General features: G+C 70.9%; 19 protein-coding genes and 3 tRNA genes. 4 read left to right on the top strand and 18 right to left on the bottom strand.

The genetic code is table 11. The features are described 5' to 3' along the window. Positions 1-174: a hypothetical protein gene (locus I847_RS27270; RefSeq protein ID WP_196804642.1), complete on the top strand. Its 174-nt coding sequence runs from the start codon at positions 1-3 to the stop codon at positions 172-174. A gap of 76 nt (positions 175-250) precedes the next feature. On the opposite strand, the gene I847_RS26415 is transcribed toward I847_RS27270, so the two are convergent. From I847_RS26415 to I847_RS0120985, 3 genes are all read right to left on the bottom strand, one after another. Beyond that, a complete protein-coding gene (locus I847_RS26415; RefSeq protein ID WP_081681210.1) occupies positions 251-1,867 on the bottom strand; it encodes a DUF4157 domain-containing protein in 1,617 nt (538 codons plus the stop codon). A gap of 55 nt (positions 1,868-1,922) precedes the next feature. Then, positions 1,923-3,818 (bottom strand): ATP-binding protein, encoded by a 1,896-nt coding sequence (locus I847_RS25215; RefSeq protein WP_051275144.1) that lies wholly within the window; start codon positions 3,816-3,818, stop codon positions 1,923-1,925. Positions 3,819-3,970: 152 nt separating this feature from the next. Then, positions 3,971-4,043, bottom strand: a tRNA-Arg gene (locus I847_RS0120985). Between the two features lie 79 nt (positions 4,044-4,122). Between I847_RS0120985 and I847_RS25210 the strand changes: the two genes are divergently transcribed. After that, entirely contained in the window at positions 4,123-5,376 is a 1,254-nt protein-coding gene (locus I847_RS25210) for a low temperature requirement protein A (protein ID WP_051275143.1), read from the top strand. Positions 5,377-5,384: 8 nt separating this feature from the next. Here I847_RS25210 and I847_RS0120975 read toward each other — a convergent pair. Beyond that, a tRNA-Ser gene (locus tag I847_RS0120975) sits at positions 5,385-5,476 on the bottom strand. 326 nt (positions 5,477-5,802) lie between these two features. Here I847_RS0120975 and I847_RS25205 point away from each other — a divergent pair. Next, positions 5,803-7,344, top strand: a complete 1,542-nt coding sequence (locus tag I847_RS25205; protein WP_051275142.1) for an MFS transporter — start codon at positions 5,803-5,805, stop codon at positions 7,342-7,344. Between the two features lie 64 nt (positions 7,345-7,408). Here the strand turns inward: I847_RS25205 and I847_RS0120965 are convergent, their stop codons facing one another. From I847_RS0120965 to I847_RS0120905, 13 genes are all read right to left on the bottom strand, one after another. Next, on the bottom strand, positions 7,409-7,642 hold the full coding sequence (locus tag I847_RS0120965) for a hypothetical protein (RefSeq protein WP_028051273.1): 234 nt from the start codon (positions 7,640-7,642) through the stop codon (positions 7,409-7,411). 42 nt (positions 7,643-7,684) lie between these two features. Next, the gene (locus I847_RS0120960) at positions 7,685-8,269 is read right to left on the bottom strand and encodes a YdeI family protein (protein ID WP_028051272.1); all 585 of its coding nucleotides are present in this window, start codon (positions 8,267-8,269) and stop codon (positions 7,685-7,687) included. Then, positions 8,266-9,312: a hypothetical protein gene (locus tag I847_RS26020; RefSeq protein WP_051275141.1), complete on the bottom strand. Its 1,047-nt coding sequence runs from the start codon at positions 9,310-9,312 to the stop codon at positions 8,266-8,268. Before I847_RS26020 ends, I847_RS0120960 begins: the two co-directional genes overlap by 4 nt. Continuing rightward, complete coding sequence (locus I847_RS25195; protein WP_081681209.1) at positions 9,312-10,787, bottom strand: RNB domain-containing ribonuclease; 1,476 nt, start codon at positions 10,785-10,787, stop codon at positions 9,312-9,314. Before I847_RS25195 ends, I847_RS26020 begins: the two co-directional genes overlap by 1 nt. A 140-nt stretch (positions 10,788-10,927) precedes the next feature. Beyond that, a complete protein-coding gene (locus tag I847_RS26015) occupies positions 10,928-11,968 on the bottom strand; it encodes a J domain-containing protein (RefSeq protein ID WP_196804641.1) in 1,041 nt (346 codons plus the stop codon). After that, complete coding sequence (locus I847_RS27265; protein ID WP_028051271.1) at positions 11,959-12,780, bottom strand: hypothetical protein; 822 nt, start codon at positions 12,778-12,780, stop codon at positions 11,959-11,961. The genes I847_RS26015 and I847_RS27265 overlap by 10 nt, the downstream gene beginning before the upstream one ends. A 103-nt stretch (positions 12,781-12,883) precedes the next feature. Beyond that, positions 12,884-12,975 (bottom strand) — tRNA-Ser (locus I847_RS0120935). A 59-nt stretch (positions 12,976-13,034) separates the two neighbouring features. Further along, positions 13,035-14,519: a DUF2252 domain-containing protein gene (locus I847_RS25185; RefSeq protein ID WP_231384314.1), complete on the bottom strand. Its 1,485-nt coding sequence runs from the start codon at positions 14,517-14,519 to the stop codon at positions 13,035-13,037. A gap of 46 nt (positions 14,520-14,565) precedes the next feature. Continuing rightward, positions 14,566-15,198 (bottom strand): hypothetical protein, encoded by a 633-nt coding sequence (locus I847_RS0120925; RefSeq protein WP_231384313.1) that lies wholly within the window; start codon positions 15,196-15,198, stop codon positions 14,566-14,568. A 99-nt stretch (positions 15,199-15,297) separates the two neighbouring features. After that, entirely contained in the window at positions 15,298-15,909 is a 612-nt protein-coding gene (locus tag I847_RS0120920) for an ATP/GTP-binding protein (RefSeq protein WP_028046055.1), read from the bottom strand. Further along, positions 15,890-16,267, bottom strand: a complete 378-nt coding sequence (locus I847_RS0120915) for a DUF742 domain-containing protein (protein ID WP_028051269.1) — start codon at positions 16,265-16,267, stop codon at positions 15,890-15,892. Before I847_RS0120915 ends, I847_RS0120920 begins: the two co-directional genes overlap by 20 nt. A gap of 19 nt (positions 16,268-16,286) precedes the next feature. After that, entirely contained in the window at positions 16,287-16,736 is a 450-nt protein-coding gene (locus I847_RS0120910) for a roadblock/LC7 domain-containing protein (RefSeq protein ID WP_028051268.1), read from the bottom strand. A gap of 85 nt (positions 16,737-16,821) precedes the next feature. Further along, positions 16,822-21,792 (bottom strand): sensor histidine kinase, encoded by a 4,971-nt coding sequence (locus I847_RS0120905; RefSeq protein WP_034611418.1) that lies wholly within the window; start codon positions 21,790-21,792, stop codon positions 16,822-16,824. 289 nt (positions 21,793-22,081) lie between these two features. On the opposite strand from I847_RS0120905, the gene I847_RS0120900 reads away from it, so the two are divergent. Then, positions 22,082-23,062 (top strand): NAD(P)H-quinone oxidoreductase, encoded by a 981-nt coding sequence (locus I847_RS0120900; protein ID WP_028051266.1) that lies wholly within the window; start codon positions 22,082-22,084, stop codon positions 23,060-23,062. Positions 23,063-23,086: 24 nt separating this feature from the next. Here the strand turns inward: I847_RS0120900 and I847_RS0120895 are convergent, their stop codons facing one another. Next, positions 23,087-24,316 (bottom strand): AGE family epimerase/isomerase, encoded by a 1,230-nt coding sequence (locus tag I847_RS0120895; protein WP_028051265.1) that lies wholly within the window; start codon positions 24,314-24,316, stop codon positions 23,087-23,089. Positions 24,317-24,339 lie beyond the last annotated feature (23 nt).

Genomic DNA, 24,339 nt, shown 5'->3' with positions numbered 1-24,339 from the left:
ATGCCGCTTCGCCCCGCACGCATCGGACGGGTCGGTGTCATCGGCCACCCCGTCGCCAAGACGGCCGCCGTCGCCGCCGTCGTCTCGTCTCCCGGGCCGGCGCCGATCGCGAAGACCGCCGTGGTCGCCGCCGCCGTGACCCCGGGTCGTGGGATCGGCCGCCGCCGCATCTGACCTCACGACGACGGAGGCCCGCCCACTGAGAGGGCGGGCCTCCGTCGTTTGGCGGCCCCGCGCACCTCGACGACGGTCAGTCGGTCTTCTTCTCGTCCTTCTTCTCGTCTTCCGTCTCATCCTCGGAGAAGTCGAAGTTCATGTCCTCGATCTCGGACATCTCGCTCTCGCTGTCCTCGTCGTTGCGCTTCATCTCCGCTGGGATCGTGAACGAGTAGTCACCCTTGATGATCTCGATCTTCGTGTAGATCGGCTTCTTGTCCCTCGGGCGGAAGAAGCCGAGCGCCATCTTGGGTTTCTGGTGGATGACGTTCTTCAGGAAGTAGGCTTCGTCGACCTCCTTCACCTTGGCCACGAAGAGGAGCCCCGCCTGGGGAATTCCTGGGCCAGGCTTGACGAGCACCTCCTTGTCAGAAACCGCGATATTGATCGCCTTTCTTCGTTTCTGCTCCTCCACGCTGCCCTTGGGTATCGCCTTCTCAGCCTTCTCTTTGGTCGAGAGGTCGACATGGTCCGGGCTGGATGCTATGCCGCCGACGTAGCCGAGTCGCTTCTCCTTCTTCAGCTCGGACTCTTCTCGCGCGTCCGTCGTGTACGACTTCTTCCCCTTGAGGAAGCCGCCATCCTTGATGTCGACGCCCTTAGGTCGGTTCTTGGCGTCGACCGGCTTGGGCGCATACTTTCCGGCACTCACGCCCAGGCCCTCGGCCTCGAAGGAGAGGTACGGAGACGTCACGCTGTCGTCGACGATCTGCTGGACCGGTGTGTCCGTCCCACCGAGAGTCTGGGTCCGGAACACTATGTCGTTCTCGGAGAGCATGTTCTTGACATTGTCGGGGCTCATACCGCGGTACACCAGGTTCGCGATCCCGTCGGCACCCTGCACCACGACCGGGAAATTGACTTCTCGATTCGTCCCCGCACTCGGTAGGCGCGCACTGGGGACCTTGCTGCGTCGCTCCTTGCGCGTCTTCTTGCGGTCAGCGGAGGCCTTGAGCTTCTTCTGCTCGGCGAGCACCCCCTCGTCCTTGCCCGTGTAGGCAAGAATCTCCGCCGGTTTGGCGAGCCGAAACCCCTCGGGGATCTTCCCCTCGTCGGGCCAGGACTTGGGTGTCCGGTCGGTGGGCGATCCGATCCCCTTCTTGATGATCCGAACCATCTGCACAGCCGCGGTGCTGGTGGCGGCCGGCCCCTTCTGCAGCTGTGACGCCGTGAGCAAGCGCGTTCCGCCGCGCTGCCACCGAACGGCCCGCGCGCCCATCACGTCCGCCTCGTGCTCGAGCCCGTGGTCGTCGTTCACCCGGGTCGTGCCCTTCAGCTGCATTGTCGGCCGGACTCTGCCCTGGGCCTGCTGCACCACGTGCCACGCCTCGTGGGGCAGGTGCTCCTCCTGGCCGGGACCGACGTGGATCTCGCTGCCCTGCGTGTAGGCGAGAGCGCCGACCTGGGCCGGCCGGTCCGAGTCGTAGTGGACCGTCACGCCGTCGAGCGACACGCCCGAGAGCTGCTCGACCCCGGTCCGCAGCCCCTCGGGCAGCGGGGCGCCGGACGAGCGCTGTGCGGGGAAGGCGAGCCCGCCGACGACGGGCCGGGCGACGACGATCCGCTGTGTCGGCTGGGCGACGGGTTCCGTCCTGCCCGGCTCGACGTTCGCGGGTGCGGCCCTCAGCCGCGACTCTTCGAAGGTCTTCATCTCGGCGCTCCCCCGTGGACGACACCTGAACGCTACCGCCGCCATGTCCGAGTTGTCAGGAAAGTGTCGGAGCTCGTCGGCCCAGCTTCTGGTACTCCCGGGCCGCCGCCGCCGCGACGAGCTGCTGGCCTACCGGTCGCCCGGCGACCGCAGCGTCATAGGACGCCGCGACCACGATGTTGCGGATGTCGCCCCCAGCCAGCTCGAGGTCCGCGGCGAGCCCGTCCAGGTCGACCGGGTCGTCGGCGTCGTCTTCCCCGGCCTGCGCGAGGTGCTGCGCCCACAGTCGCCGCCGGGTCTCCTGGTCGGGGTCGGGAAAGTGCACGATGAACTGCATGCGTCGCAGGAAGGCCTTGTCGAGGTTTCCGCGCAGGTTCGTGGCGAGCACCGTGATGCCGTCGAAGTGCTCCATGCGCTGCAGCAGGTAGGAGACCTCCTGGTTGGCGTACCGGTCGTGGGCGTCCTGCACCGCCGAACGGCTGCCGAACAACGCGTCGGCCTCGTCGAAGAACAGCACCACGTTGCGGCTCTCGGCGGCGCGGAACACCTTCTCGAGGTTCTTCTCGGTCTCGCCGATGTACTTGTCGACGATCGCCGAGAGGTCGATCTGCATCAGGTCGACGCCGAGCTCGTCGGCGACCACGTGCGCCGCCAGCGTCTTGCCGGTACCGGGCGAGCCGGAGAACAGTGCCGCCAGACCACCGCCCTTGCCTGCCTTGTTGTGCAACGTGCCTCGCGCCATGACCTCCGGACGACGCTCCGCCCACCGCACGAGCCGCACCAGGTCCGCCTCGACGCGTTCTGGGAGCACGAGGTCGGCGAACGACGAGGCCATCGCGCCCTGCGAGATCTGACCGACGGTCAGTCCGGTGGCGGCGTTGCCCGAGCCCACGGTCCGGGCCGCGTCACGCAGCAGCTCCTCCGATATCGGCTGGTCGCGGGCCTCGGCCAGGAGCCGCGCGTAGCGGGTGGTCTGCAGGATCTCCTCCGGGCTGAGCCGCAGACCGACCACCGATCGCGCCGAGCTGACCTCGACCGGCTCCGTCAGGGCCGCGCCCCAGACGGCCGCACGGTCGGCGGCGCTCAGGAATGGCGCGGCGATCGCCAGGGGGGTCGTGGCGAGGAGGTCGGGCGGCCAGGCGCTGCTCCCCACGGCGACGACCGGCACAGGCGACGAGGCGAGGACCTGAACCGCGGGCGAGCCGGCCGAGAGCACGGCATCGCCCCCCGCGACGACGACGCCGGCGCCCATCAGCCCAGCCTCGAGGACCACGGACCTCAGGACGTGCACCACGTCGTTCTGGGGAGCGAGCCGGGCGTCGACGACCAGGCACTCGGCGCCGGCCGCGGCGAACGCGGCGGCAGCGACAGCCACCCCGGCACTGCCCAGCGGACCGTGCACCCACGTCAGCGGCTGCCCGCCCAGGAGCGCCCGAGCGAGCTGGTCCGAAGTGGGGGTGCGGTAGGCGAGGACGTCCATGGCGACGGCGGCGACCGAGGGCTCGGCGTCGTCATCGCCGACCAGGTGCCCACGGAGCCGGTCGGCGACGCCCAGCGTCCGGTCCAGCCAGCCGCCGTCCCCGGTCATCTCGACCAGGCCGACGTTCCGCAACGGCGCGGACGCGTGGAGCTCCGCCGAGCTCTCGACGCTCGCAGTGCCGAGGCCGGCCAGCTCCAGGGCCAGCGCCACGGTCACCCGACCGCCGAGCGTCCGGCCGGTCAGCAGGTCGTAGGCCTGGCCGAACGTGGGGTCCAGGGTCGGCGCGACCGCCACCGCGAGCAGAGCCGCGGCCGCGTCCGAGAGCTGGAAGCACTCGACCACGCCCGCGAACCGCTCGTCGTCGTCCTGTGCGCCCGACGGGTAGTCCTGCTGGAGCGCGATGACGACGACGGCGAGCCGCTCGGCGGTGTCCGGCCGACGAGCCGCCGCAGCGACGACCGCACGGGTCACGCTGCTCAACAGATCCTGCACGGATCGCCCCTGTTCCCCGGCGGGCGGCTCCTGCGATCCCGCCGCAGACCAGAGGCTACCGGCGTTCGCCGGACGGAGGGAGAAACGAACGAGAGCCCGGCCGATGGGCCAGGCTCTCGTCAGGGACTACGTGCGCCCGAAGGGACTCGAACCCCCAACCTTCTGATCCGTAGTCAGATGCTCTATCCATTGAGCTACGGGCGCGCTGGTCCCGCAGGACCGGAGATGACGATACAGGTCGTGAGCCCGACGCCCAAACCGCACGGGTGGCAGGATCGCGCGCATGACGGACCTCACACGCCTGGGCACGGGCGGCGGCCGTCGGGGGATGCGGTCCGACGTGCTGCGGCACGGCGCCGGCGAGGACTCGAGCAGGGTCGGCTACATCGAGCTGTTCTTCGACCTGGTGTTCGTGTTCGCGGTGACCCAGCTCTCCCACATGCTCATCCACCACACCGACGGGCGCACGCTCGTCCAGACGCTCGTGCTCGGCTGGGCGGTGTGGTGGCTGTGGATCGACACCACCTGGGTGACCAACTGGCTGGACCCCGACAAGGTCCCCGTCCGCACGATGCTGCTGGTGCTGATGCTGCTGGGCCTGCTGATGTCGTCGGCGATCCCGGAGGCCTTCGAGGACAAGGCGCTGCTGTTCGCGATCCCCTACGTGCTCATCCAGCTGGGGCGGACGCTCTTCACCGTCTTCGCGATGGGCCGGCACTGGCCGGAGAACGCGTACAACTTCCGCCGGATCACCGTGTGGCTGACGGTCTCGGGCGGGTTCTGGATCGCGGGTGCGTTCGTCGACGGGAACGAGCGGCTGGTGCTGTGGGTCGTTGCGGCGCTGATCGACGTCGCCGGGCCGCGCGCCCTGTTCTGGGTGCCGTTCATGGGCGCGACGGATCCCAGCACGTGGGCCGTGCGCGGCACGCACATGGCCGAGCGGGTGGCGCTCTTCCTGATCATCAGCCTCGGCGAGTCGATCATCGTCACCGGGAGCGCGTTCGCGGCGACGGAGGTCTCCGTCACGACGATCCTCGCGTTCCTCGCGGCTTTCGTCAGCACCGTGCTCATGTGGCTGCTGTTCTTCGACCGGTCGGAGCGACGCGCCACCGAGTTCTTCGCGGCGCAAAAGGACCCCGGGATGGTCGCGCAGACGGCGTACACGTACGTGCCCTACCTGCTGATCGTCGGCATCGTGCTCACCGCCGTGGCTGACGCGCTCGTCCTGGCGCACCCGCTGGGCGAGGAGGGGTCGACCGACGCCTGGACCGCGGGCCTCGTCTGCGGCGCCTCGGCCGTCTACCTGCTGGGAAACGCGTTGTTCCGACGGACGACCGGTGGCCGGTGGTCCGTGACGCACCTGCTCGGCGTCGTGGCGGTGCTCGCGGCGTTCCTGCTGCGGCCCGTCGTGACGCCCCTGACCCTGAACTGGGTGTCGAACCTGCTGCTGGCCGCGGTGATCGCCGGCGACGTGGCGCTCGCCCGCCGAACCGCGCCAGGACGACGAAAGCCCGGTCCTCGTCGGGACCGGGCCTGAATCGAAACTGGCGGAGACGGTGGGATTTGAACCCACGGAAGGCTTACGCCTTCACGACCTTAGCAGGGTCGCGCACTAGACCGGGCTATGCGACGTCTCCAGGACCTGCACAGGCTACCCGTGCGGGTGCCACTCCTCCAAAGCGGGCTGTGACCTGCCCCTTCACTGGGCGTTTCCACCCAGTCGACGAGGAATCTTTCTGTCGTGCGACGGCGTTCGGGGTGCATGACCGTCGTGGTTCAGGCGCTGAGAGGAGCCTGAGAGAATTCGCTCGGAGCGAAGACAAATTCCTTGACCCTCGGATGCATCGGCTGATGCACTGGCCGTAGGCCGCCCGGGTGAGGAATTTCGGGTCCTGCTCCTCCGGACCGTTGACGGTCCCACCTTCGGCGACGCCGCCACCCCCTTCGCACATCGGAGTTTGCTGTGTCCGAACCTGCCCTCACGACCGCCGACGCGGTCGAGTCACCACTCGACGACGCTGCCCTTGCCGCCGCCGCGCACGACCGTCGTCGCTGGGTGATCCTCGGCGTCATCGCCATCGCGCAGCTGATGATCGTGCTCGACTCCGCGATCATGAACATCGCTCTGCCATCCGCCGCCGAGGACCTCGGCATCCCGGCGCAGGACATCTCCTGGGCCATCACGGCCTACACGCTCGCGTTCGGCGGGCTGCTGCTGCTCGGGGGTCGCATCGCCGACTACATCGGTCGCAAGCGAGCCTTCCTCATCGGTCTGGTCGGCTTCGCGGTGGCCTCCGGGCTCGGCGGTGCCGCACAGTCCGAGTCGCTGCTGTTCGCTGCTCGCGCTCTGCAGGGCGCGTTCGGTGCGCTGCTGGCGCCGGCGTCGCTCGCCCTCATCACCGTCACCTTCACCGAGGGGCGCGACCGCGCGAAGGCGTTCGGCGTCTTCGGCGCGATCTCCGGCGGTGGAGCGGCCATCGGCCTGATCCTCGGCGGGATCCTCACGGAGTACCTCGGCTGGCGCTGGTGCCTCTACGTCAACCTTCCGATCGCCCTAATCACCCTCTTCCTCGGCATCAAGTACGTCCAGGAGTCCAAGGCGCCCGGCGATCGGCACCTCGACATCCCCGGCGCCATCCTCTCCAGCGTCGGCCTGGCGACCCTCGTGTACGGCTTCACGGAGGCCTCCAAGCCGAAGGCCGACGGCAGCGGAACGGTGGGTTGGACCGACCCGACCGTCGTGACCCTCCTGACCATCGCCGTCGTGGCGCTCGTCGCGTTCGTGATCGTCGAGACGCGCGTGAAGAACCCGCTGCTGCCCATGCGCATCGTGCTCGACCGCAACCGCGGCGGCTCCTACATCGTGTTCCTGATGATCGGTGCCGGGCTGTTCTCGATGTTCTTGTTCATGACGCTCTACTTCCAGAACATCCTGGGCTACACCCCGCTCAGGGCCGGGTTCGCGTTCCTGCCGTTCAGCATCGGCATCATCGTGGGCGCCGGCGTCGTGTCGCAGCTCCTGCCGCGGGTCGGCCCACGGCCGCTGATGCTGATCGGCATCTCGATGGCCATCGCCGGCATGCTGCTGCTCCTGCGGACCACGCCGGACTCGTCGTACGTCACGACGGTCCTTCCCGCCATCACGATCATGAGCCTCGGCATGGCGGCCGTCTTCATCCCCGCGTCGAGCACGGCGCTCGTCGGGGTCGGCAAGCACGACGCCGGCGTCGCCAGCGCGCTGCTCAACACGTCCCAGCAGGTGGGCGGCTCGCTCGGCCTCGCCCTGCTGAGCACGTTCGCGATCAGCGCGACCGCGTCGAAGCTCACCGAGCTTGCGGGTGGCGCGGAGGCGACGCAGGCGATGGTCGAGACCGCCCGGGTGGCCGGCTATCACGTCGCCTACCTCGGCGGGGCCGTGCTGATGTTCGTGGGCCTGGCCGCTGCGGCGACGCTCATCTCTGCCAAGAAGGACGACCTGCCGGCGGACTCTGCCGTGGCCGTCTGACCCTTCCCGATGAACGAGAGCCGCGCGATCCCCGGGGGATCGCGCGGCTCTCGTGCGTTCGGCGTCAGTCCTCGTCGTCGCCGAGGAACAGGAACTTCACCGCGAGGGTGGCGAAGAAGATCAACGCGAAGATGATGCCCACGAAGAAGACGTAGTCCAGCCCGGGGTGAGGCTCGCCGTCGAACGTGGCGACGCCCCGGAGGATCAGGAGCACCACGAAGATGACGAGGATGCCGATCGAGATGTAGCCCAGGGCCTTGGTGTTCTGGACGGGCCGGTCAGACTGGGTCGAGTTCACACCGGAAGTTGACCACAACTGGGCGTTTCGGACCAGAGGGACTCAACGACGAACCTGCTGGTGGGCCGGGATTCCCTGCTCGGCCAGGTTGGCGGTCTCCTCGACCCGGGCCGTGCGCGTGGCGTCCCGCTTCGCGTCGACGATCCAGCGCAGGATGCCCCGCCGGACCGCCTCACTGAACGACTCCCACTGCGCGCGAGAACCCCGTCTGACCGCGAACGCGAAAACCAGGTCCTTCGGGAGGACCAGGCTGTCCGCGTCGTCGTACCGCGACCACGAGCCGTCCGCCTTGGCCGCATCGATCACCGCACGACCCACGGGCGTCATGCGACCGTCGGCCTCCACCCGCGCGACCCGCTGCTTCGACATCAGGCTCCAGCCACTTCCTGGGCGCCTGCGGGTGAGCCAGAGCATCGTGCGGTCCGCGTCGAGCGTCTGGGCCTGGCCGTCGATCCAGCCGAAGCACAGAGCCTCCTCGATGGCCTCCTCGTAGGTGACGTGCGGTCGACCACTCGGCGGGCGCCACATGACCAGCCAGATTCCCGGCGAGGTCGCGTGGTGCTCGGCCAGCCAGTCGCGCCACTCCTGCGGCGACTCGATCAGGACCTGCTCGGCGTCGTCCTTCACAGCTCGTCCCTTCTGGCAGCGGCCGCGTCGCGGGCTCGCTCCGCCCGTTGCAGCTCGCGTTCGGTCGTCGCGGCTTCCTTCTCGTCGTGCCGGAGGTTGGACTGGGCCTGGCTGACGTCCTTGTCGGCGATCGTCGCCGCCTTGCCCGCCGCCGCGAGCTTGCGACGAACCTCCGCGAGCGTCCGCACCAGGTCGTCCTCCTCGTCGTGGGCCTCCTGCGCCGCACGTTCGGCACGCGCCAGAACGGCCGCGCTCTCGTCCCGGACGTCCTGCGCGGCGTCGTGCTTGCGCTGGGCGTCGGCGACGACCTGGGCCGCGAGCTCGAGCGCTCGGTCGGCCTCGGCGCGCAGGCGCTGCTGACGCTCTGCGGCGCGAGCACGACGGGCCTCCTCCGGGTCGACCGCAGGTGGGACCAGGGTCAGCTTGGGGCGCTGGCTCTTGGGCGCGTCGCCGGCGTCCGGACCTGCCTTCGGCTCTGCCGTCCGCGCTGTCTTCGCGTCCTTCTTCGCCGCAGGCGGACTCGAGGACCGCGCGCTCGAGCCGGTCGTCGTCGTGCCGCTGGTGTCCGCGCTGCCGAAGCCCGACCACTCGCGAGAGGCCGTGAGCCGGCCCGAGGTCACCTCGCGGGCAACCTCCGGGTCCGCGAGCGCCGCCGTGAGCGTTGCATCGAGCTCCTGCGTGACCGCGTCCCCGATGCGCTGGCCGCTCGGTGCCGCGAGCTTGCGGGCGCGCGCCGTCAGCGACCGGACGAGAGCTCGTCGCTGCGTCGACAGCTCCCGCAGAGCCGGTCCGTCGAGCGAGCGCTCCGCGTCGCGCAGGCCCTCTCCGAGCGCGACCACCTGGTCCGCGAAGCCAGGGTCGTCGCGGACGAGCAGGTTCATCAGCCAGGCCGAGACCGTCGGCTTGCGCAGCTCGGTGATCTCCTTGGCCAGGTCCCGGTCGCCGTCCGACCGTGCGGCCTTGGCGGCCGCGTCCCGGTGCTCGATGAAGACGCTCGGCGGGCCGCCGTACAGCTCGTCGGCGATGTCGTCGAGCTCGGACATCACGGCACCTCGTGCCCGATGAGGGGCGCCACCATCTCGAACCTGACCGTGCGCGTCTTCACGTCCGCGCTGGCGACCCTGACGCGCACATCGGTGCCCAGCGGGAGGTCCACGCCCTCGATGCGACCGCGGACCGCGGGATCACGCAGCTGGACCACACCGGCCTCGCGGTCGGCGCGCACGTCGACGATCGCACCGTCGAACACGTCCCCGACACGGCCGGTCAGCAGAGCCGCCTCGACGAGGTCGATGCAGCCCCGCTCGTACTCGCCCGCGTGCTTGTCGCCGGCAGCCATCAGCCCGGGCAGCTCCTCGAGGGCGTCACGGGCCCACGCCGGGACGGGCGTTCCGGCGCTCAGGGCCACGCAGACCTCGCCGACGAACCGGTCGACGAGGCGTCGCAACGGGGCAGTCGCGTGCGCGTAGGGGGCCGCGATCGCCGCGTGCATCGTGTAGGAGGGGACCTCGCCGGCGAACGCCACGTACGCGGCTCCGCGCAGCAGGCTCGTCGCCTCGGTCAAGAGAGCGGCGTGCGCCGGGTTCGACGCGTCCAGGTTCCGGATGACGTCACCGGGCGTCGCGCCGTCCGGCCAGTCGACGCCGAGGGCATGTGCGGACCGTCGCAGCCGCTCGACGTCGCGCGGGTCCGCCTTCGGGAGCGTGCGCAGGACGCCGATGCGCCCGTCGATCATCAGCCGGGCGGCGCACATCCCCGTGAGCAGCGAGATCTGGGCGTTCCACTCCTCGACGGGCAGGGTCGCGCGGCTGCCCAGGGTCCAGGTGCCGTCCGCCTGCTGCTCCACCACCTGTTCAGGCGTCGGAAGGGTGATCCCGCCGCGCGCGATCTCCGCCGCCTGACGCAGGGTCCCGACGACCTGCAGCAGCCGCAGGGTGGCGTCGGCTGTGCCGTCGTCCAGGGCCTTCTGGGCCCCGTTGTACGTCAGCTGTGCACGGCTTTGTACACGCTTGCGACTGACCGTGACGTGCGTCGGCTCGCCCTCTTCGTCGAGCTCGATCGTCCACAGCAGCGCCGGGCTCGTCTGGCCCGGGAGCAGGCTCGCCCGCCCCTCGCTCAGCTCGGGCGGGTGCAACGGGGTCCGGCCGTCCGGGGCGTACAACGTCTCCACCCGGAGGCGCGCCTCGTCGTCGATCGCGCCGCCCGGCACCACCCAGGACGCGACGTCGGCAATCGCGTAGTGGACCCGGAAGCCGTCTGCCGTGCGCTCGATGTGCAGCGCCTGGTCGAGGTCCATCGAACCCTCAGGGTCGATGGTGACGAACGGGATGTCGGTCGCGTCACCGCTCTGCGCGGTCGGCTGCGCCGCCAGGGCCTCGGCGGTCACGGCGGGTGGGAAGGCCTCAGGGATGTCGAGCTCGTGCCGCAGCGCCGCGAGACCCTCACGGACCAGCACGTCGACCGCGGGACCGTCAGGGACGTGCTGGCTCGGTTGCAGCTGGACATGGCGTCGGGGCACATCGAGAGCCTAGGCGCCGGTGCCCTCAGACGCGCTCGAATGCTGAGCTCGCGCGCCCGACGTCGTGCACCTGGCTCGTGCCGGCGCCAAGCCCTGGTCAAGAGGTCCTCTCAAAACCCAGCGCCGAGGGTCGCGACGAGTCAGCCGGTCGACCGGGCGGACGTGTCGGCACTGCCCCGGCGGAGAGTCTCTGACCATGCCTCAGGCGCCCCTTCGGGCGCACTCATCCAGAGGGTCCCGGTCGCCCGGTCGACGAGCGCCCAGACCGGACGCGGGGGGCCGTCGTACACAGCCGTTCCCCGCTCCATCCGGGCGGCGCCGCCGAACAGGTCGCGAGCGCTGAGAAACTCGTTCCACGCGTCTGCGAGCTCGCGCCGCGCGCGGATCTCGGCCAACGCTCCGCTCCAGCGTCGAGCGCGATACACGTGCCGCTCGGTGAGCGCAAGGACGAGGACGCCTCCACCGACCTGCACGAGCGCAGACAGCATGGCGGCGCGTCGAGCCGGTCCGGTCGGGGTCGCGGCCGCGGTCGTCAGCGCCAGCAGCGAGAACGCGCCGACCGTGCCCCAGAAGAAGGCAACCGCCACCTGGCGGCGCGCCGCCAGGTCGAGCGCCAGGTTCTTCCGGCGGGCGGATGACAGATAGAGCAGCACCGCGTACACGATGATCCCGCGCCCCGTGTCGCCCGATGACTCGGCGTCGGGCGACATCGCCAGTGGCGCGAACGCGACGAAGACTGCGACCACCGAGAGCACGAGGAAGAGGAGGTCCTTCGCGCGGGACGGCGGCCGGTTGGGTCGCGGCAGTGGTGCGAGCTCGTCGTCGAGCGACGGCAGGGTGCGGGGCGCGGACAGGAACGGGTCGAGGACATGCTCCCCGGTCGCGCCAGCCGGCGGGGCAGCGTTCGGCTTCGGGCTGGGACGGGCAGGCGCGGTGAAGCCGAACCCGACGTCCTCGCCCCAGGCGTCGGCGCCAGGACCCCGTTGCAGCTCGTCGTCATACACCGTGCGCGCCCGGGCGTCCGAGAGGACGGACCACGCGGTGGCGATCGCCGCGAACTCCGCGTTGCTGCCTCCGAGATCGGGGTGCGACTTCCGGGCGCGACGACGATAGGCCTGGCGGATCGTCGTGACGTCCGCGTCCGACGCGACGCCGAGCACGTCGTAGTGGGTCACTGCCACGGCAGGCGAACGCGGGGGCCCGCGGCTGGCAAGAGGTTGGGTGCCCGAACGTCGAACGTCACCTGCTCGACGAGCCAGTCGGCGCGCGCGAGCGCGTCGTTCTGGTCGGCCACCCGGAAACCTGGGACGGGCGTGCGCTCCCGCGTCGCCTTGACCACCACGGCACATCGTTCGTCGCGCAGCAGGACGACGATGCTCTGCTCCCTCCCGACGCCGTCGGGGCCGGTGATCTGCGTCAGGTGTCCGAGCCAGTCCTTGGGCACCGGGACCGCACGCTCAGCACCCTCACGGACCGAGGCGGGCAGGTGCGTCCAAGCGTTCGCCGCCCCGGCGTGCTCGGGCCGGTGCGACGGGGTGACCGCCTCCCGGCCGACTGGCGCCGCCTGCGCTGCCGGGCGGCGCACGTCGGCGAGCCCCGGCGGCACCCAGCCGACGCGACGCCTGGGTTCGCCGACGACGTCGTACCGCTGGACGGGTCCGGGACGCCACGGCCCGCTGGGGAGCGGACCGTCGGGTCCGACGATCATCGGCCGGTCCGCGACGACGACGTAGATCCGGTCCTTGTGCGCTCGCCAGGCACGCAGCACCTGCGTGACCTCGTGCGCCGACTGCTCGAAGCCCGCGTCCGTGCCGACCTGCTCGGCAATGACCTGGGCGCGGTGCTGGGCTGCCCGTCGCGACGCTGCGGGGACATCTGCCCAGGTCAGGACCGGTGCTCCGAACCCGACCGTGGCAGTCGTGCGTGCGCCTCCCCCGAGGACGGCCAGCTCGCGTCGCCTGACGACGAGCTCTCGTCTCCCGCTCTGCACCACGTCTGTCTCCCCCGCTACCGCCGTGGTCGGCGATCTAGGGGTGCATCGGCGCCTGAAGCTAGCGAGTTGAGTGGATTCTGGTGCGTGTGCCAGAGTTCGGGAGCGGAGGGCGTGGGATTCGAACCCACGAGAACGGGGTTGTCCCGCTCCAACGGTTTTCAAGACCGTCTCTTTCGGCCGCTCAGACAGCCCTCCAGCGCGAGCGGGCCGAATGGGTCCGTCCGCAGCGCGCACGAGTCTCCCACACGAGAGCGTCAGACTCCGGTGGTGGCCTGCACCCGCCCGCTCGCGATGGCATCGAGCAGGAGCGCATGATCGCCCTCGGTGCGGTCGGCGTACTCGGCGGCGAAGGTCGCGAAGGCCTCGTCCGCGGTCTTCGAGGTGCCCAGGTAGGCCGCGATCGCGACGCGGTCCCCTGACCGGGCGTGCGCGCGAGCGAGGGTCCAGGCACAGAGCTCGGAGTAGCGGGCCATCCCCTGGGGCTGCATCGACTCGATGTCTGCCGAGCCCTTCCAGTCACGCAGCTGCCGCAGGTAGAAGTCCCGTTCCACGCCGTCGATGCCGTGCGTCCGCTGCCAGCCGAGCATCGCGTCGCTCGCCGCCTGCATGAGTCGCTGCCCCTCGACCACCCGCTGGCCCGCCTGGGTGTACTCGCTGGCACCGAGGAACTGCTCGAGGACCGACGCCTGCGCCTCCTTCGCCTGCAGGATCAGCAGGTCGTCCTCGTCGATCCCCTGCAGCAGCAGGATCCACGCCCGGGTGCCGACGCTGCCGACGCCCACCACCTTCCGGGCCATGTCGACCACGTGGTACTGCTCGAGCAGGTGCCGGCGGTCGGGCTGCAGGGTCGAGCGGTAGGAGCGGACGAGCTCGGCCAGCCGCTCCGCGAAGTCCCTGGCACCGAGCGGACCGAGGAGCTCGTCGAGGGTGGTCACCAACGGCGGGTCCGAGATCAGGCGTCGACGCCCGCCGACGACGGTAGTGAGCTTGCCGACCGACTGCAGGTGGTCGCGACTGCGCGCCTTGGCGATCATCGACTGCGTGCGCTTGGCCTGCGTCTTGGTGAACTGCGAGGCGTATTCACCCATGAACGTGTCGACGTCGACCCGGGCGTACCAGACGTCGAGCTCGGTCTTCGTCGCGAAGTCACGCATGGCCTCGCGGTACGCGCGGGCTGCGCCGACGACGATCTGGCGACGGTCCTTTCGCGCGACCCCGTTGCCCCGAGCGGCGATCTCGATGGAGGCGACGAGCCGTTTGACGTCCCACTCGAACGGGCCGGGGAGCGTCTCGTCGAAGTCGTTCAGGTCGAACAGCAGCCGGCGCTCGGGGGTGCCGTACAGGCCGAAGTTCGACATGTGCGCGTCGCCGCACAGCTGCACCTCGAGCCCGCTGTTCGGCGTCGACGCCAGGTCGGAGGCCATGATCAGGGCAGCACCGCGGTAGAACGCGAACGCCGAGAGCGCCATCCGCCCGTAACGCAGCGGGACCAGCTCCGGGACACGGACCCTTCCCTGACCCATGAGCAGGTCGATCGGGTCGGGCCGCTTGTCGCCGCCGCCGGCGAGAGCCAGCGCGGAGCGGGGAGTGAGCACCCGGGCAGCGGCACCGCGGGCCCTGCGCTCTTCTCGCGTGAGGTGCTCGACGTGGTCGGCAGCCCGGCGCCTCGTCGCTTGTAACGGAGCGGCCGGGCGAACGGCACCGGCGTCGACGGGCTGCGGTTCCTGGATGGCGCTCACACAGGCAACCTAGGTGCGAACCCGCACCTCGGGGAAGCATTCCACCTCAGTCCGCCGACTCCCACCAGAACGGCGCCATGCCCGGGGAGACGACGAGGAGGCCGTGCAGAGCGGCGACCCTGGCCAGCTGCGTCTCGTAGGTGGCCACTGCGACGACCTCCGGGTGCGCCAAGACCGCGCCGATGTGCAACGCGGTGAACGGCGCGAGGACCCCGGAGACCTTGGTCGCGGCCCGTAGCGACTGGTCGGAGAAGCGGACCACGGTGACGCGCGCCTCGACGTCCCGCGCGACTCCCCGCGCCTCCACGCCGGCCGGCAAGGCCAACCTGCGCAGCTCCGTGAGGCCCAGAGGCGTGGTGACCAGCTCGTCCTCGTGGTCCTTCGCCCACTCCGCCCACTCGTCGTGGCTCGACGACCCGACGACGTACTGCGCGAGCGCCGACCCGTCCGCGTACACCCGCGGACCGGGGCCCAGCGAGGGCGCAGGTCCGAGGCCGCCGAGGGCGGCAAGCGCAGGTGCGTCGTCGGGTGCTGGCCGCGGGTCACCGAGGACCGGCTCGGACGCCCCGTCGGCGCCGGGCGCAGGGTCCGAGTCCTCCGCCGACGCGCGTTGCTGCGGCAACCGGGCGGCCTCGTCGTCGCCACCGGAGCGCGGTGGGACGACGGGGTCGGGAGGCATCGTCACATGATTCCCTACGTGCAGCGCGGACACCCGGGCACGACGACGGCCGACCCCGCAGGAGAGGTCGGCCGAGGTCGTGATCGAACCTCAGGGGGTTCAGCGGCTGCGCAGACGCTCCATCGCGAGCTGCACCAGGGAGATCAGAGCCTGCTTGGTGGCCGCGCGCGAACGAGCGTCCGTGTAGAGCACGGGCACGTGCGCCGGGATCGCGAGCGCGTCACGAACGTCGTCGAGCTGGTGCTTGGCGACGCCGTCGAAGCAGTTCACGCCGACGACGAACGGGATGCCGCGGCTCTCGAAGTAGTCGACGGCCGGGAAGCACTGGTCGAGCCGGTCGGTGTCGACGAGGACGACGGCGCCGATGGCACCGCGGACCAGGTCGTCCCACATGAACAGGAACCGGTCCTGGCCGGGGGTGCCGAACAGGTAGAGCCAGAGCGAGCCCGGCAGGGCGATGCGACCGAAGTCCATCGCCACCGTCGTGGTGGTCTTGCGGTCCGACACACCGCCGGCGTCGTCGACGCCGACCGAGTGCTCGGTCATCGCGGCCTCGGTGTTGAGGGGCTCGATGTCCGAGATGGAACCGATGAACGTCGTCTTGCCGACGGCGAAACCGCCGGCGACGACGATCTTGACGACTGTGGGTGCGACGCTTCCTGCCGTGCCCGCCGGAGCGGCCACAGCGGCGTCAGAGGGCGGAAATGCCATTGAGAACACTCTCCAGCACGCTGAGGGACAAGGCAGGGGACTCACCGGTGTTGACCTCGACCGGCTGAGAGGTGTGCACACGCACGAAATGCTGCTCGACGAGGTCGGACACGAGGATCCGGATCACGCCCAACGGCAGATGGAGCAAGGCTGACAGCTCGGCGACCGAGATGTAGTTCGACGCTGCGTGCTGCAGGATCGCCCGCTTCTCGGGCGGCAGACCCTGGCTGACGACCGCGCCAGGCATGGCCTCGACCAGTGCCTCGAGAGGCAGGTCGGAGCGCGACGAGCGCACGCGACCACCGGTCACGGCGTACGGCCGGACCGTTCTGGCCTCGTACTCGATGTGCTCACTCATCGTCGTGGGATCCGTCGGCTCAGGCCACGGGAGCGCGCGTGGCGCCATCGACGGGGAGCTGGCCGCGCATCTCGGAGATGAGCTGCGGGGTGAGCGTTGCCTCGGTCCGGGAGACGAGCATCGCCATCTCGTAACCGATGAGTCCCACGTCGCAGGACGACTCGGCGACCACGGCGAGGACGGAGCCGTTGGAGACGCTCATGAGGAAGAGGAACAAGTTGTCCATCTCGATGATCGCCTGACGCACCTCCCCCGCACGAAGCTGGCGCGCTGCGCCACGGGTCAGGCTTGACATCCCGGAGACGATGGCCGCGAGCTGGTCGCCGCTGGTGCGGTCGAGCTGCTCGGACATCGCCATGAGGAGACCGTCCGCAGACACCACGAGTGTGTGGCGAGTGCCGGGCACGGTCCGGACGAAATTGTCCAGGAGCCAGCCGAAGTTGGCTGCCTCGGTGCTGAGCGCGGTCACACTTCCTCCTTGCTGGTGCAGTCGATGACTGCGGGGTAAGACGTCACCAGGGCTGGGACGACGGTTGAGGGGTTTCGATCTGCCATCAGCTCGCGCCGTTCTGGCTGGTGGGATCGTCCGTGGCCTGGCGGCCTCGGTTGGTCCCGGACTGGAAGCTGGACAGGCGGGAGCGGAGCTGGTCCGCGTCTCGCTGCACGGGCTTCCCTTCGTCCTCGGCGATCGTCGACGCCGGGACAGCTTGGGCGACACGCTTGGTCAGCCGCTCCGCCGAACCACCCGACGCGGACGGCCGGTAGGCCGACAGCTGGGACAGCTCGGAGAGAGCCTGCTCCTGGATGTCCGAGCGGAGCGCGAGCATCGCGGCCACCTCGTCGTCCAGCGTGCCCACCCGCGGGGCGACCGACGGCGGCAGCGCAGGCTGCGGGACCGTCGAGTGCGGCGCGGGGTTCGGACGGGAGTTCCAGTCCGGCGGCGACCAGGCACCGGCGGCCGGGTGCGCGGCGGCGGGGGACGGAGCCGGTGCAGCGGCCGGGGCCGGCGCTGCCTCCGGGCGAGCCGTCTGCACCGGCGCAGCCCACTGGTTGGTCGACGCCATCCACGACTGCGGCTCGGGTGCGGCGGCCGGGGCCTCGGACGTCCACGCGGACGTGCGGACCGGGGCGGCCTGGCTCACCGGAGCCTCGTAGGACACCGGCGCCGGGGCACCAGCCGGGGCCACGTCTGCCGGCTCGCCCTTCTTGCGGCCGAACAGACCCCAGCGTCGGCGACCCTTCGAGTCGTCGGTCGCGGGCTGGACCAGCTCGCCGAACGCGGGCTGCGGAGCCGGGGCGGACGCAGCGGCGAACGCCTCGGGAGCCCAGGCCGGAGCCTCGGCGACGGGGGCGGCCTCAGCCGCGGGCACCGGCTGCTGGTCGAACGAGGGCGCGTAAGGCTGCTCGTACGTCGGCGCGTACGACGTCGGCTCGAAGACCTGCTCCTCGACCGTCACGGCCGCCTCGGCGTCGATCGGCGTGAACAGCTGCGTCGGCGACTCGACCTCCGGGTGCGCCTCCTCGAACGTCGCCCAGGTCGGTCCGACCTGCTCCGGCGCGGCCCAGGTCGGTGCGACCTGCTCCGGCGCGGCCCAGGTCGGTGCGTCCTGCTCGGGCGCGGCCCAGGTCGGTGCGTCCTGCTCGGGCGCGGCCCAGGTCGGCGTCGCCTCGGCGACGGGCGCCTCGACGAATGCCGGGACCGGGGCCCAGACGGGCTCCTCGACCTCGGCGACGTCGTGCGCGGCGACCGGCTCGGACTCGACGAACACTGCCTCCGGCTCGACGGCGGCGACCGGCGCGGGCGCCTCCCAGACGGGAGCTTCCCAGGCCGGAGCCGGCCAAGCGGAGTCCGCGACGGGCTCGGGCTCGGCCTGGAAGTCGGGCTCAGCCTCGGCGACCGGCGAGACCTCGGCAGCGGCTACCTCGGCGACGGGCGCGGCCTCGGCAACGGGGGCGACCTCGGCGACGGGCTGCGGCACGACGGGCATCGAACCGGTGTGCCAGGCCCGTGCCTCGTCGAGCGTGCGCTCGAACGGCACGTACGCGGCGGGCGCCTCAGCAGCAGGCGCCGCCCAGCCGGCGTAGCCGCTGTAGCTGGTGAACGTCTGGACGGGCGCGACCTCGGCCACCGGCGTCGCCTCGACGACGGGTGCAGCCTCGGCGACAGGTGCAGCGTCGGCGACCGGCAGGACCTCGGCTGCGGGCTCGCCCGCAGCGGCAGACTCGATGGCGACGATCGGCTCCCAGGCGGGCGACTCGGCGACGGCGAGGTTCCAGGCCATGGTGTCGACGACGGGCGCCTCCCATGCCGGGGCGTCGGAGGGTGCCGCGGTGGGTCGGACCTCGAGCGCCGGCGCCGCGTCGGCGGCGACCTCGTCCGTACGGGGCTCGGCGGTGGCCTGCCAGGCGAGCGTCGGCGCCCAGACGGCGTCCTCGGCCTCGGCGGCCGGGGCGGACCACGCGGGCGTCGGCTCCCAGGCCGGAGCGGCCTCGTCGGCAACCGGTGCGTCGTCGGCAACAGGCGCCTCCCACACAGGAGCAACCTCAGCAACAGGCGCTTCCCACACAGGAGCAACCTCAGCAACAGGCGCCTCCCACACAGGAGCAACCTCAGCAACAGGCGCCTCCCACACAGGAGCAACCTCAGCAACAGGCGCCTCCCACACAGGAGCAACCTCAGCAACAGGCGCCTCCCACACAGGAGCAACCTCGGCAACAGGCGCCTCCCACACGGGAGCGTCGTCGGCGGTCGGCGGTGCCCACGCGGGCACATCCTCGGCGACGGGAGCGGACCAGGCGGCGGGCGCCTCCCAGGCCGGGGCCTCGGCGGCCTCGGCAGCAGGCGCGTCCCACGCGGGGGTCGGCTCCCAGTCGGGTGCCTCCTGCGCGCTCGGCGGGGCCCAGGACGGGTCCGGCTCGAAGACCGCGACGTCCTCGCCCTGCACGATGTGCTCGGCGATCACGATCTCGGCGGCAGCCTCCATCGAGGCGGCCTCACGGTGGTCACCGTCGTTCGCGTCCCACGCCTCGTCCTCGTCGTCCGCCGCGAGAGCGGGGATGACCATCGGCTCGACGGGCGCGGCGTGCACACCGGCCGACATCCACGGGGCGCGGACGTTCGAGGTGGAGCGCTCGCCCTCGGCCGACTCGGCCTCGGCCAGCTGCTCGGGAGTGCGGCCACGGAACCCGGAGAACAGACCGGCACGAGCGGCGGGAGCCGGAGCAGCAGCGCTGGGAGTCTCCATCGGCTCCTCGGGCTTCGCCCAGGCCGGCGTCGAGGCGCGGCTGCGGCTGGGCAGGCCACCGCCCGCGGGGGCGGCGGTCGGCGGGGTCCAGTTGGAGTCCAACGCGGCCGCAGAGATCTCAGGCGCGATGTTGCCGTCGGGGGCCTCGGGCAGGACGAGGTTGTCCTCGTCGAACGTCTTCTTCGAGCGCGACGGCAGGCTGTGGGACGGCTCGAGCTCGGTGACGGGGATCGGGCCCTCGTCGTGCGTCGCGTCGTCGTCGCGGCTGCGGCGCTTCGGGAGACCCAGCGACGTCTGACCGTCGGTGAGCGCCGAGAGGTCGACCTCCTGGACGACGGGAGCCTCGATCTCGGGCAGGCCGGGGTCGACCCGAGGTGCCGCGAGGGCTGCGGGTGCACCGCTGCCGTACATCGCGTTCTCGGTCGAGACGAACAGCGTCGCCGGGAAGCGCACGATCGTCTCGGTGCCGGTGCCGTGCGGGGCCTTGGCGAGCTTGACGTCGGCACCGAGGCGCTGGGCGATGCGGCCGACGACGAAGAGGCCGAGGCGCTGGTTACCCAGGGAGTCGCTGGCGGAGGTGGACGAGATCTTCGTGTTGGCAGCCGCGAGCTCGACCTCGCTCATGCCCAGGCCGTGGTCGAGCACCCGGACGATCACGTAGGGGCCGGACACACCGGTGCTGACGGTGACGGGCGTCTCCGGCTCGGAGAAGATCGTCGCGTTCTCGAGGAGCTCGGCGAGCAGGTGAGCGGCGCCGAGGGCGTTGAAGCCGTGCATGTGCGGGTCGACCTGCAGGTCGAGCTCGATGCGGTCGTACTGCTCGATCTCCGAGGAGGCCGTACGCACGACGTCCGACAGCGGCATCGAGTCGCGCAGTCGTCGGCCGGTGTCGATGCCGGCGAGCACGAGGAGGGACTCCGCGTTACGACGCATGCGGGTGGCGAGGTGGTCGAGGCGGAAGAGGTTGGCCAGCGTGCTGGGGTCCTCCTCGGCGCGCTCGAGGGAGTCGATGAACGACAGCTGCCGGTTCAGGAGGACCTGGTCGCGGCGGGCGACGTTGACGAACATCTCAGCGATGGAGCCACGCAGAGCGGCCTGCTCCTGGGCGACCTGCACGGTCGTCTGGTTGACCGCGTTGAAGGCGGTGGCCAGCTGGCCGACCTCGTCGTTGGAGTTGACGGGGATCGGCGCGAGCGTGATCTCCGGGCCCTCACCGGGCACGGCGACCTGCTCGACGAGTCGGGGCAGCTGCTCCCGGACGTCGGCGGCGGCCACGGTCAGGCGGCGCAGCGGGACGACGATGGCGCGGGAGACGGTGAGGGCGAAGAACAGCGAGACGGCGAGGGCCGCACCGACCAGGCCGAGGGTGACGAGCGTCTGGCTGCGGGCGTCGTTCACGGCGCGCTGCGCGATCTCGTCGGCGTGGTCGAGGAGCAGGACGTTCAACCCCGACAGGTTCGTCGTCTGGTCCTGGACCTCTTTCGACCACACGTCGGGGTCGACCTGGGTCAGCTGCGTGGCGTCGCCTGCGGTGAGGATGGCGCGCATACGCGTGAAGTTCGAGGTGGGGTCCTTGGAGGGCAGGACGAGGTTTTCCACGCCGAGACCGTCGACCTCGTTGCGGGCACGTGACCGGGCCAGCTCGGTTGCGGCGGCCTGGTTGGTGTAGCCACGGACCATCGACGGGTTCGCAGCACTCGACGCGAGGACCGCGATTCCGTCGATCATCTCGCTGACGAGGTTGTCCGACGTGCCGGCGACCTCGCGGTAGGCCGTGACATACGAGGCGAGGTCACGGTTGTTGAGGCTGTTGGCGGCCGACTCCATGAGCGACGTCTGGCCGGCGATGATGTCGTTGTAGTCGCGCTGGATGACCGCGCGCTGCGAGTTGCTGTCGACGAGCTGTCGAGCCGCGGGCAGGATCGTGCTGTTGGTCAGCTGCAGGTCCTGGAACTGCTGGATGGCGGAGTCCGGGAACCGGGAGAAGTCCAGCTTCTCGCTGACGGGTCGCGCCTTCGTGAGCGCGGCGTCCGTGGCGGCGCGCGCCTTGTCCAGCTGGTCCTTGGTGGCCCCGGTGAGGGACAGGACGCGCTCGGTCTCCATGGCGGCCGACACGGGCGCGAACGCACGGATCGTGTCGACGACACCGGCGGACGCCTGGGCGTACCGCAGCTGCTCGATGGCGTTGAAGGAGATGAACGCGCCAGCGCCGAAGATCACGAGCATGGGGACGGCAAGGACAGCCATCACTTTGGCGCGGATGCCGAGCCGTCGCAGCATGTCGTTCCTTTCCGTCTTACGACAACGGGTGTTGCCACCAGGTCGATCCGGTCCAGCGTCTGTCGACCCACGAGGAGTCCCGTTCGCTGTCATCGGCTCTTATGTGTCGGACCATTAGCCCGCGGCCAGAGTTTGCCACGGACGTCACCCGCTGGGATACGACCAGATACTCCCGACGTGCGGGCTACCTGTGCTAACGGGGGTGAGGTCCTGATTGCGGGACGTCGCTCGGAACCTACCGGTCGGTACCGAGAAGTGCGCGGATCTTGCCGAGAGTTACTGTGCGCTGGTGCGCGCTGTCGTGATCTCCGAGAAGGGTGGCCCGGAGGTCCTCGCCGTCCGCGAGGTGCCCGAACCGGAGGCCGGACCGCGTGACCTGACGGTGCAGGTCGCCGCTGCCGGCGTCAACCGTGCAGACATCCTGCAGCGCCTCGGACAGTACCCACCACCGCCGGAGGCACCCTCGTGGCCCGGGCTGGAGGTGTCCGGCACGGTCCTCGAGGTCGGCGCGGGTGTGGCTGGGGACGGCTGGCGCGTGGGTGACCGGGTCGCGGCCCTGCTGCCGGGTGGCGGGTACGCCGAGCGTGCGGTGGTCCCGGCGGGTCTGGCTCTCCGCATTCCCGATCGCGTCTCGACGATCGACGCGGCGGCTCTCCCGGAGGGCGTCGCCACGGTCTGGTCCAACTTGCGGGCGGCCCGGCTCTCACCGGGTGAGACTCTCCTGGTGCGCGGCGGCTCCGGCGGGATCGGGTCGCTGGCGGTCCAGATCGCCCACGCCCTGGGTACCCGGGTCCTCGCGACGGCGGGCGGGCCCCAGCGCACCGCCCGCCTCGGGGCTCTCGGCGCGGCCTCGTCCTTCGACCACCGTCTGCCCGACCTGGCGGGCCGTGTCCTCGCCGCGACCGGCGAGCGGGGGGTCGACGTCATCCTCGACGTGCTCGGCGCGGGCGGCCTCGCGGAGAACCTCGCGATACTCGCCCAGGACGGCCGGCTCGTCGTCATCGGGCTCCAGCAGGGCAGGCGCGGCGAGATCGACCTCTCGACCCTCATGGCCAAACGTGCCGCGGTCCTGGGCACGATGCTGCGGTCACGTCCCCTCGATCAGCGGATCGCGATCGTCGATGGCGTCCGACGGCACGTGTGGCCGTTCCTCGACGACGGCTCCGTGCACCCTGTCGTGCACACCCGCCTCTCCTTCGACGAGGCCCCGGAGGCCCACCGCCTGCTCGAGTCCGGCGAAGCCTTCGGCAAGGTTCTGCTCCTGCCCTGACCCGTGAGGTCCCCGCCGGGCGGGTCAGTCCAGGAGGCCCGCGGCCAGCGCCGGGACGATCACGGGGGTCAGCGGCAGGCGCGGGATGAGCGTGGCCTGGAGTGCGTGGTAGAGATCGGCCTTGCCGGCCCAGACCGTCCGGGACACCTCGTTCGTCGGACCCAGCTCGTGCCACCACGAACCACCGACCCGGTCCAGGTGGTACTCACCGATGTACTCCCACCACTGGGTGTAGGAGTCGTCGAACCGCTGCTCGCCGGTCGCTGCGTGCAGTGCCGCAGCGGCAGCGGTCGCCTCCGCGGCGACCCAGTGCATGCGCTCACGCACGACGGGCCGGCCCGACCAGTCGACCGTGTAGACGAACCCCGGGGCGCCGTCGACCTCCCAGCCCTCGGCGACGGCGGCGTCGAAGAGCGCGGTCGCGTCGGTGAGCATCCAGGCCGGTGCGACGTCGCCGGCGGCGGTGAGAGCCGCTCGGGCGTGCAGCGTGAGCCGGGCCCACTCGAGCCAGTGCCCGATCGTGGCGCCGTAGGGGCGGAACGGGTGGGCTGGCTCGTCGATGTTGTAGTCGAGGTCCGGGTTCCACCGCTCGTCGAAGTGCTCGGGGATGCGCCATTCGTTGCCGGCCGCGAAGCCGTGCACCACGCGGCTGACGATCCGGTACGCCCGGTCCAGCCAGACGCGGTCACCGGTGACGTCGGCGGCGGCCAGGTAGGCCTCGACCGTGTGCATGTTGGCGTTGACCCCGCGGTAGCCGTCGAGCGTGCTGAACGTGCGGTCCCACTGCTCGACGGACAGGCCCGCCTCGTCGTCCCAGAAGTGTTCCTCGGACACCGCGAGCGCCTCGTCGAGGAGCTCGCGCGCACCGGGCCGGCCCGCTGCGGTCGCGCTGGACGTCGCCAGGATGGCGAACGCATGCGGGTAGGCGGCCTTGCTGTCGTCGACCGGGGTGCCGTCGCGGGAGACCTCCGCGAACCAGCCGCCGTGCTCGTCGTCGTGGAACGCACCGCGTAGCGCGTCGAGGCCGTGGTCGACGAGCGCGGCGGACCCGGCGCGCCCGAGCAGATGCCCGATGGCGTAGACGTGCGTCATCCGGCAGGCGACCCAGAGCTCGAGCGGTCCCTCGACGGGCTCTCCCGCCTCGTCCTGCCGTGCGAAGCCGCCCGGGACGACGCTGCGCCGGCCGAAGTCGAGCAGCCGATCGGTTTCGGCTTCGAGCCAACGAGTGTGCGCAGGGTTAGTCAGCCAGGCCATGCAACCACCCTAACGAGATGTCC

Origin of the sequence: Cellulomonas sp. URHD0024 (assembly GCF_000426185.1) — a bacterium.
Lineage (GTDB): Bacteria > Actinomycetota > Actinomycetes > Actinomycetales > Cellulomonadaceae > Cellulomonas.
This window is presented reverse-complemented; position numbering and strand designations above follow the sequence as displayed.

What these genes read in the sequence shown, in the direction of transcription:
- I847_RS27270 (WP_196804642.1), top strand. Translation starts at nt 1, where the DNA reads ATGCCGCTTCGCCCCGCACGCATCGGACGGGTCGGTGTCATCGGCCAC.
- I847_RS26415 (WP_081681210.1), bottom strand. Translation starts at nt 1,867, where the DNA reads ATGAAGACCTTCGAAGAGTCGCGGCTGAGGGCCGCACCCGCGAACGTC.
- I847_RS25210 (WP_051275143.1), top strand. Translation starts at nt 4,123, where the DNA reads ATGACGGACCTCACACGCCTGGGCACGGGCGGCGGCCGTCGGGGGATG.
- I847_RS26020 (WP_051275141.1), bottom strand. Translation starts at nt 9,312, where the DNA reads ATGTCCGAGCTCGACGACATCGCCGACGAGCTGTACGGCGGCCCGCCG.
- I847_RS0120925 (WP_231384313.1), bottom strand. Translation starts at nt 15,198, where the DNA reads ATGCCTCCCGACCCCGTCGTCCCACCGCGCTCCGGTGGCGACGACGAG.
- I847_RS0120920 (WP_028046055.1), bottom strand. Translation starts at nt 15,909, where the DNA reads ATGGCATTTCCGCCCTCTGACGCCGCTGTGGCCGCTCCGGCGGGCACG.
- I847_RS0120915 (WP_028051269.1), bottom strand. Translation starts at nt 16,267, where the DNA reads ATGAGTGAGCACATCGAGTACGAGGCCAGAACGGTCCGGCCGTACGCC.
- I847_RS0120905 (WP_034611418.1), bottom strand. Translation starts at nt 21,792, where the DNA reads ATGCTGCGACGGCTCGGCATCCGCGCCAAAGTGATGGCTGTCCTTGCC.
- I847_RS0120895 (WP_028051265.1), bottom strand. Translation starts at nt 24,316, where the DNA reads ATGGCCTGGCTGACTAACCCTGCGCACACTCGTTGGCTCGAAGCCGAA.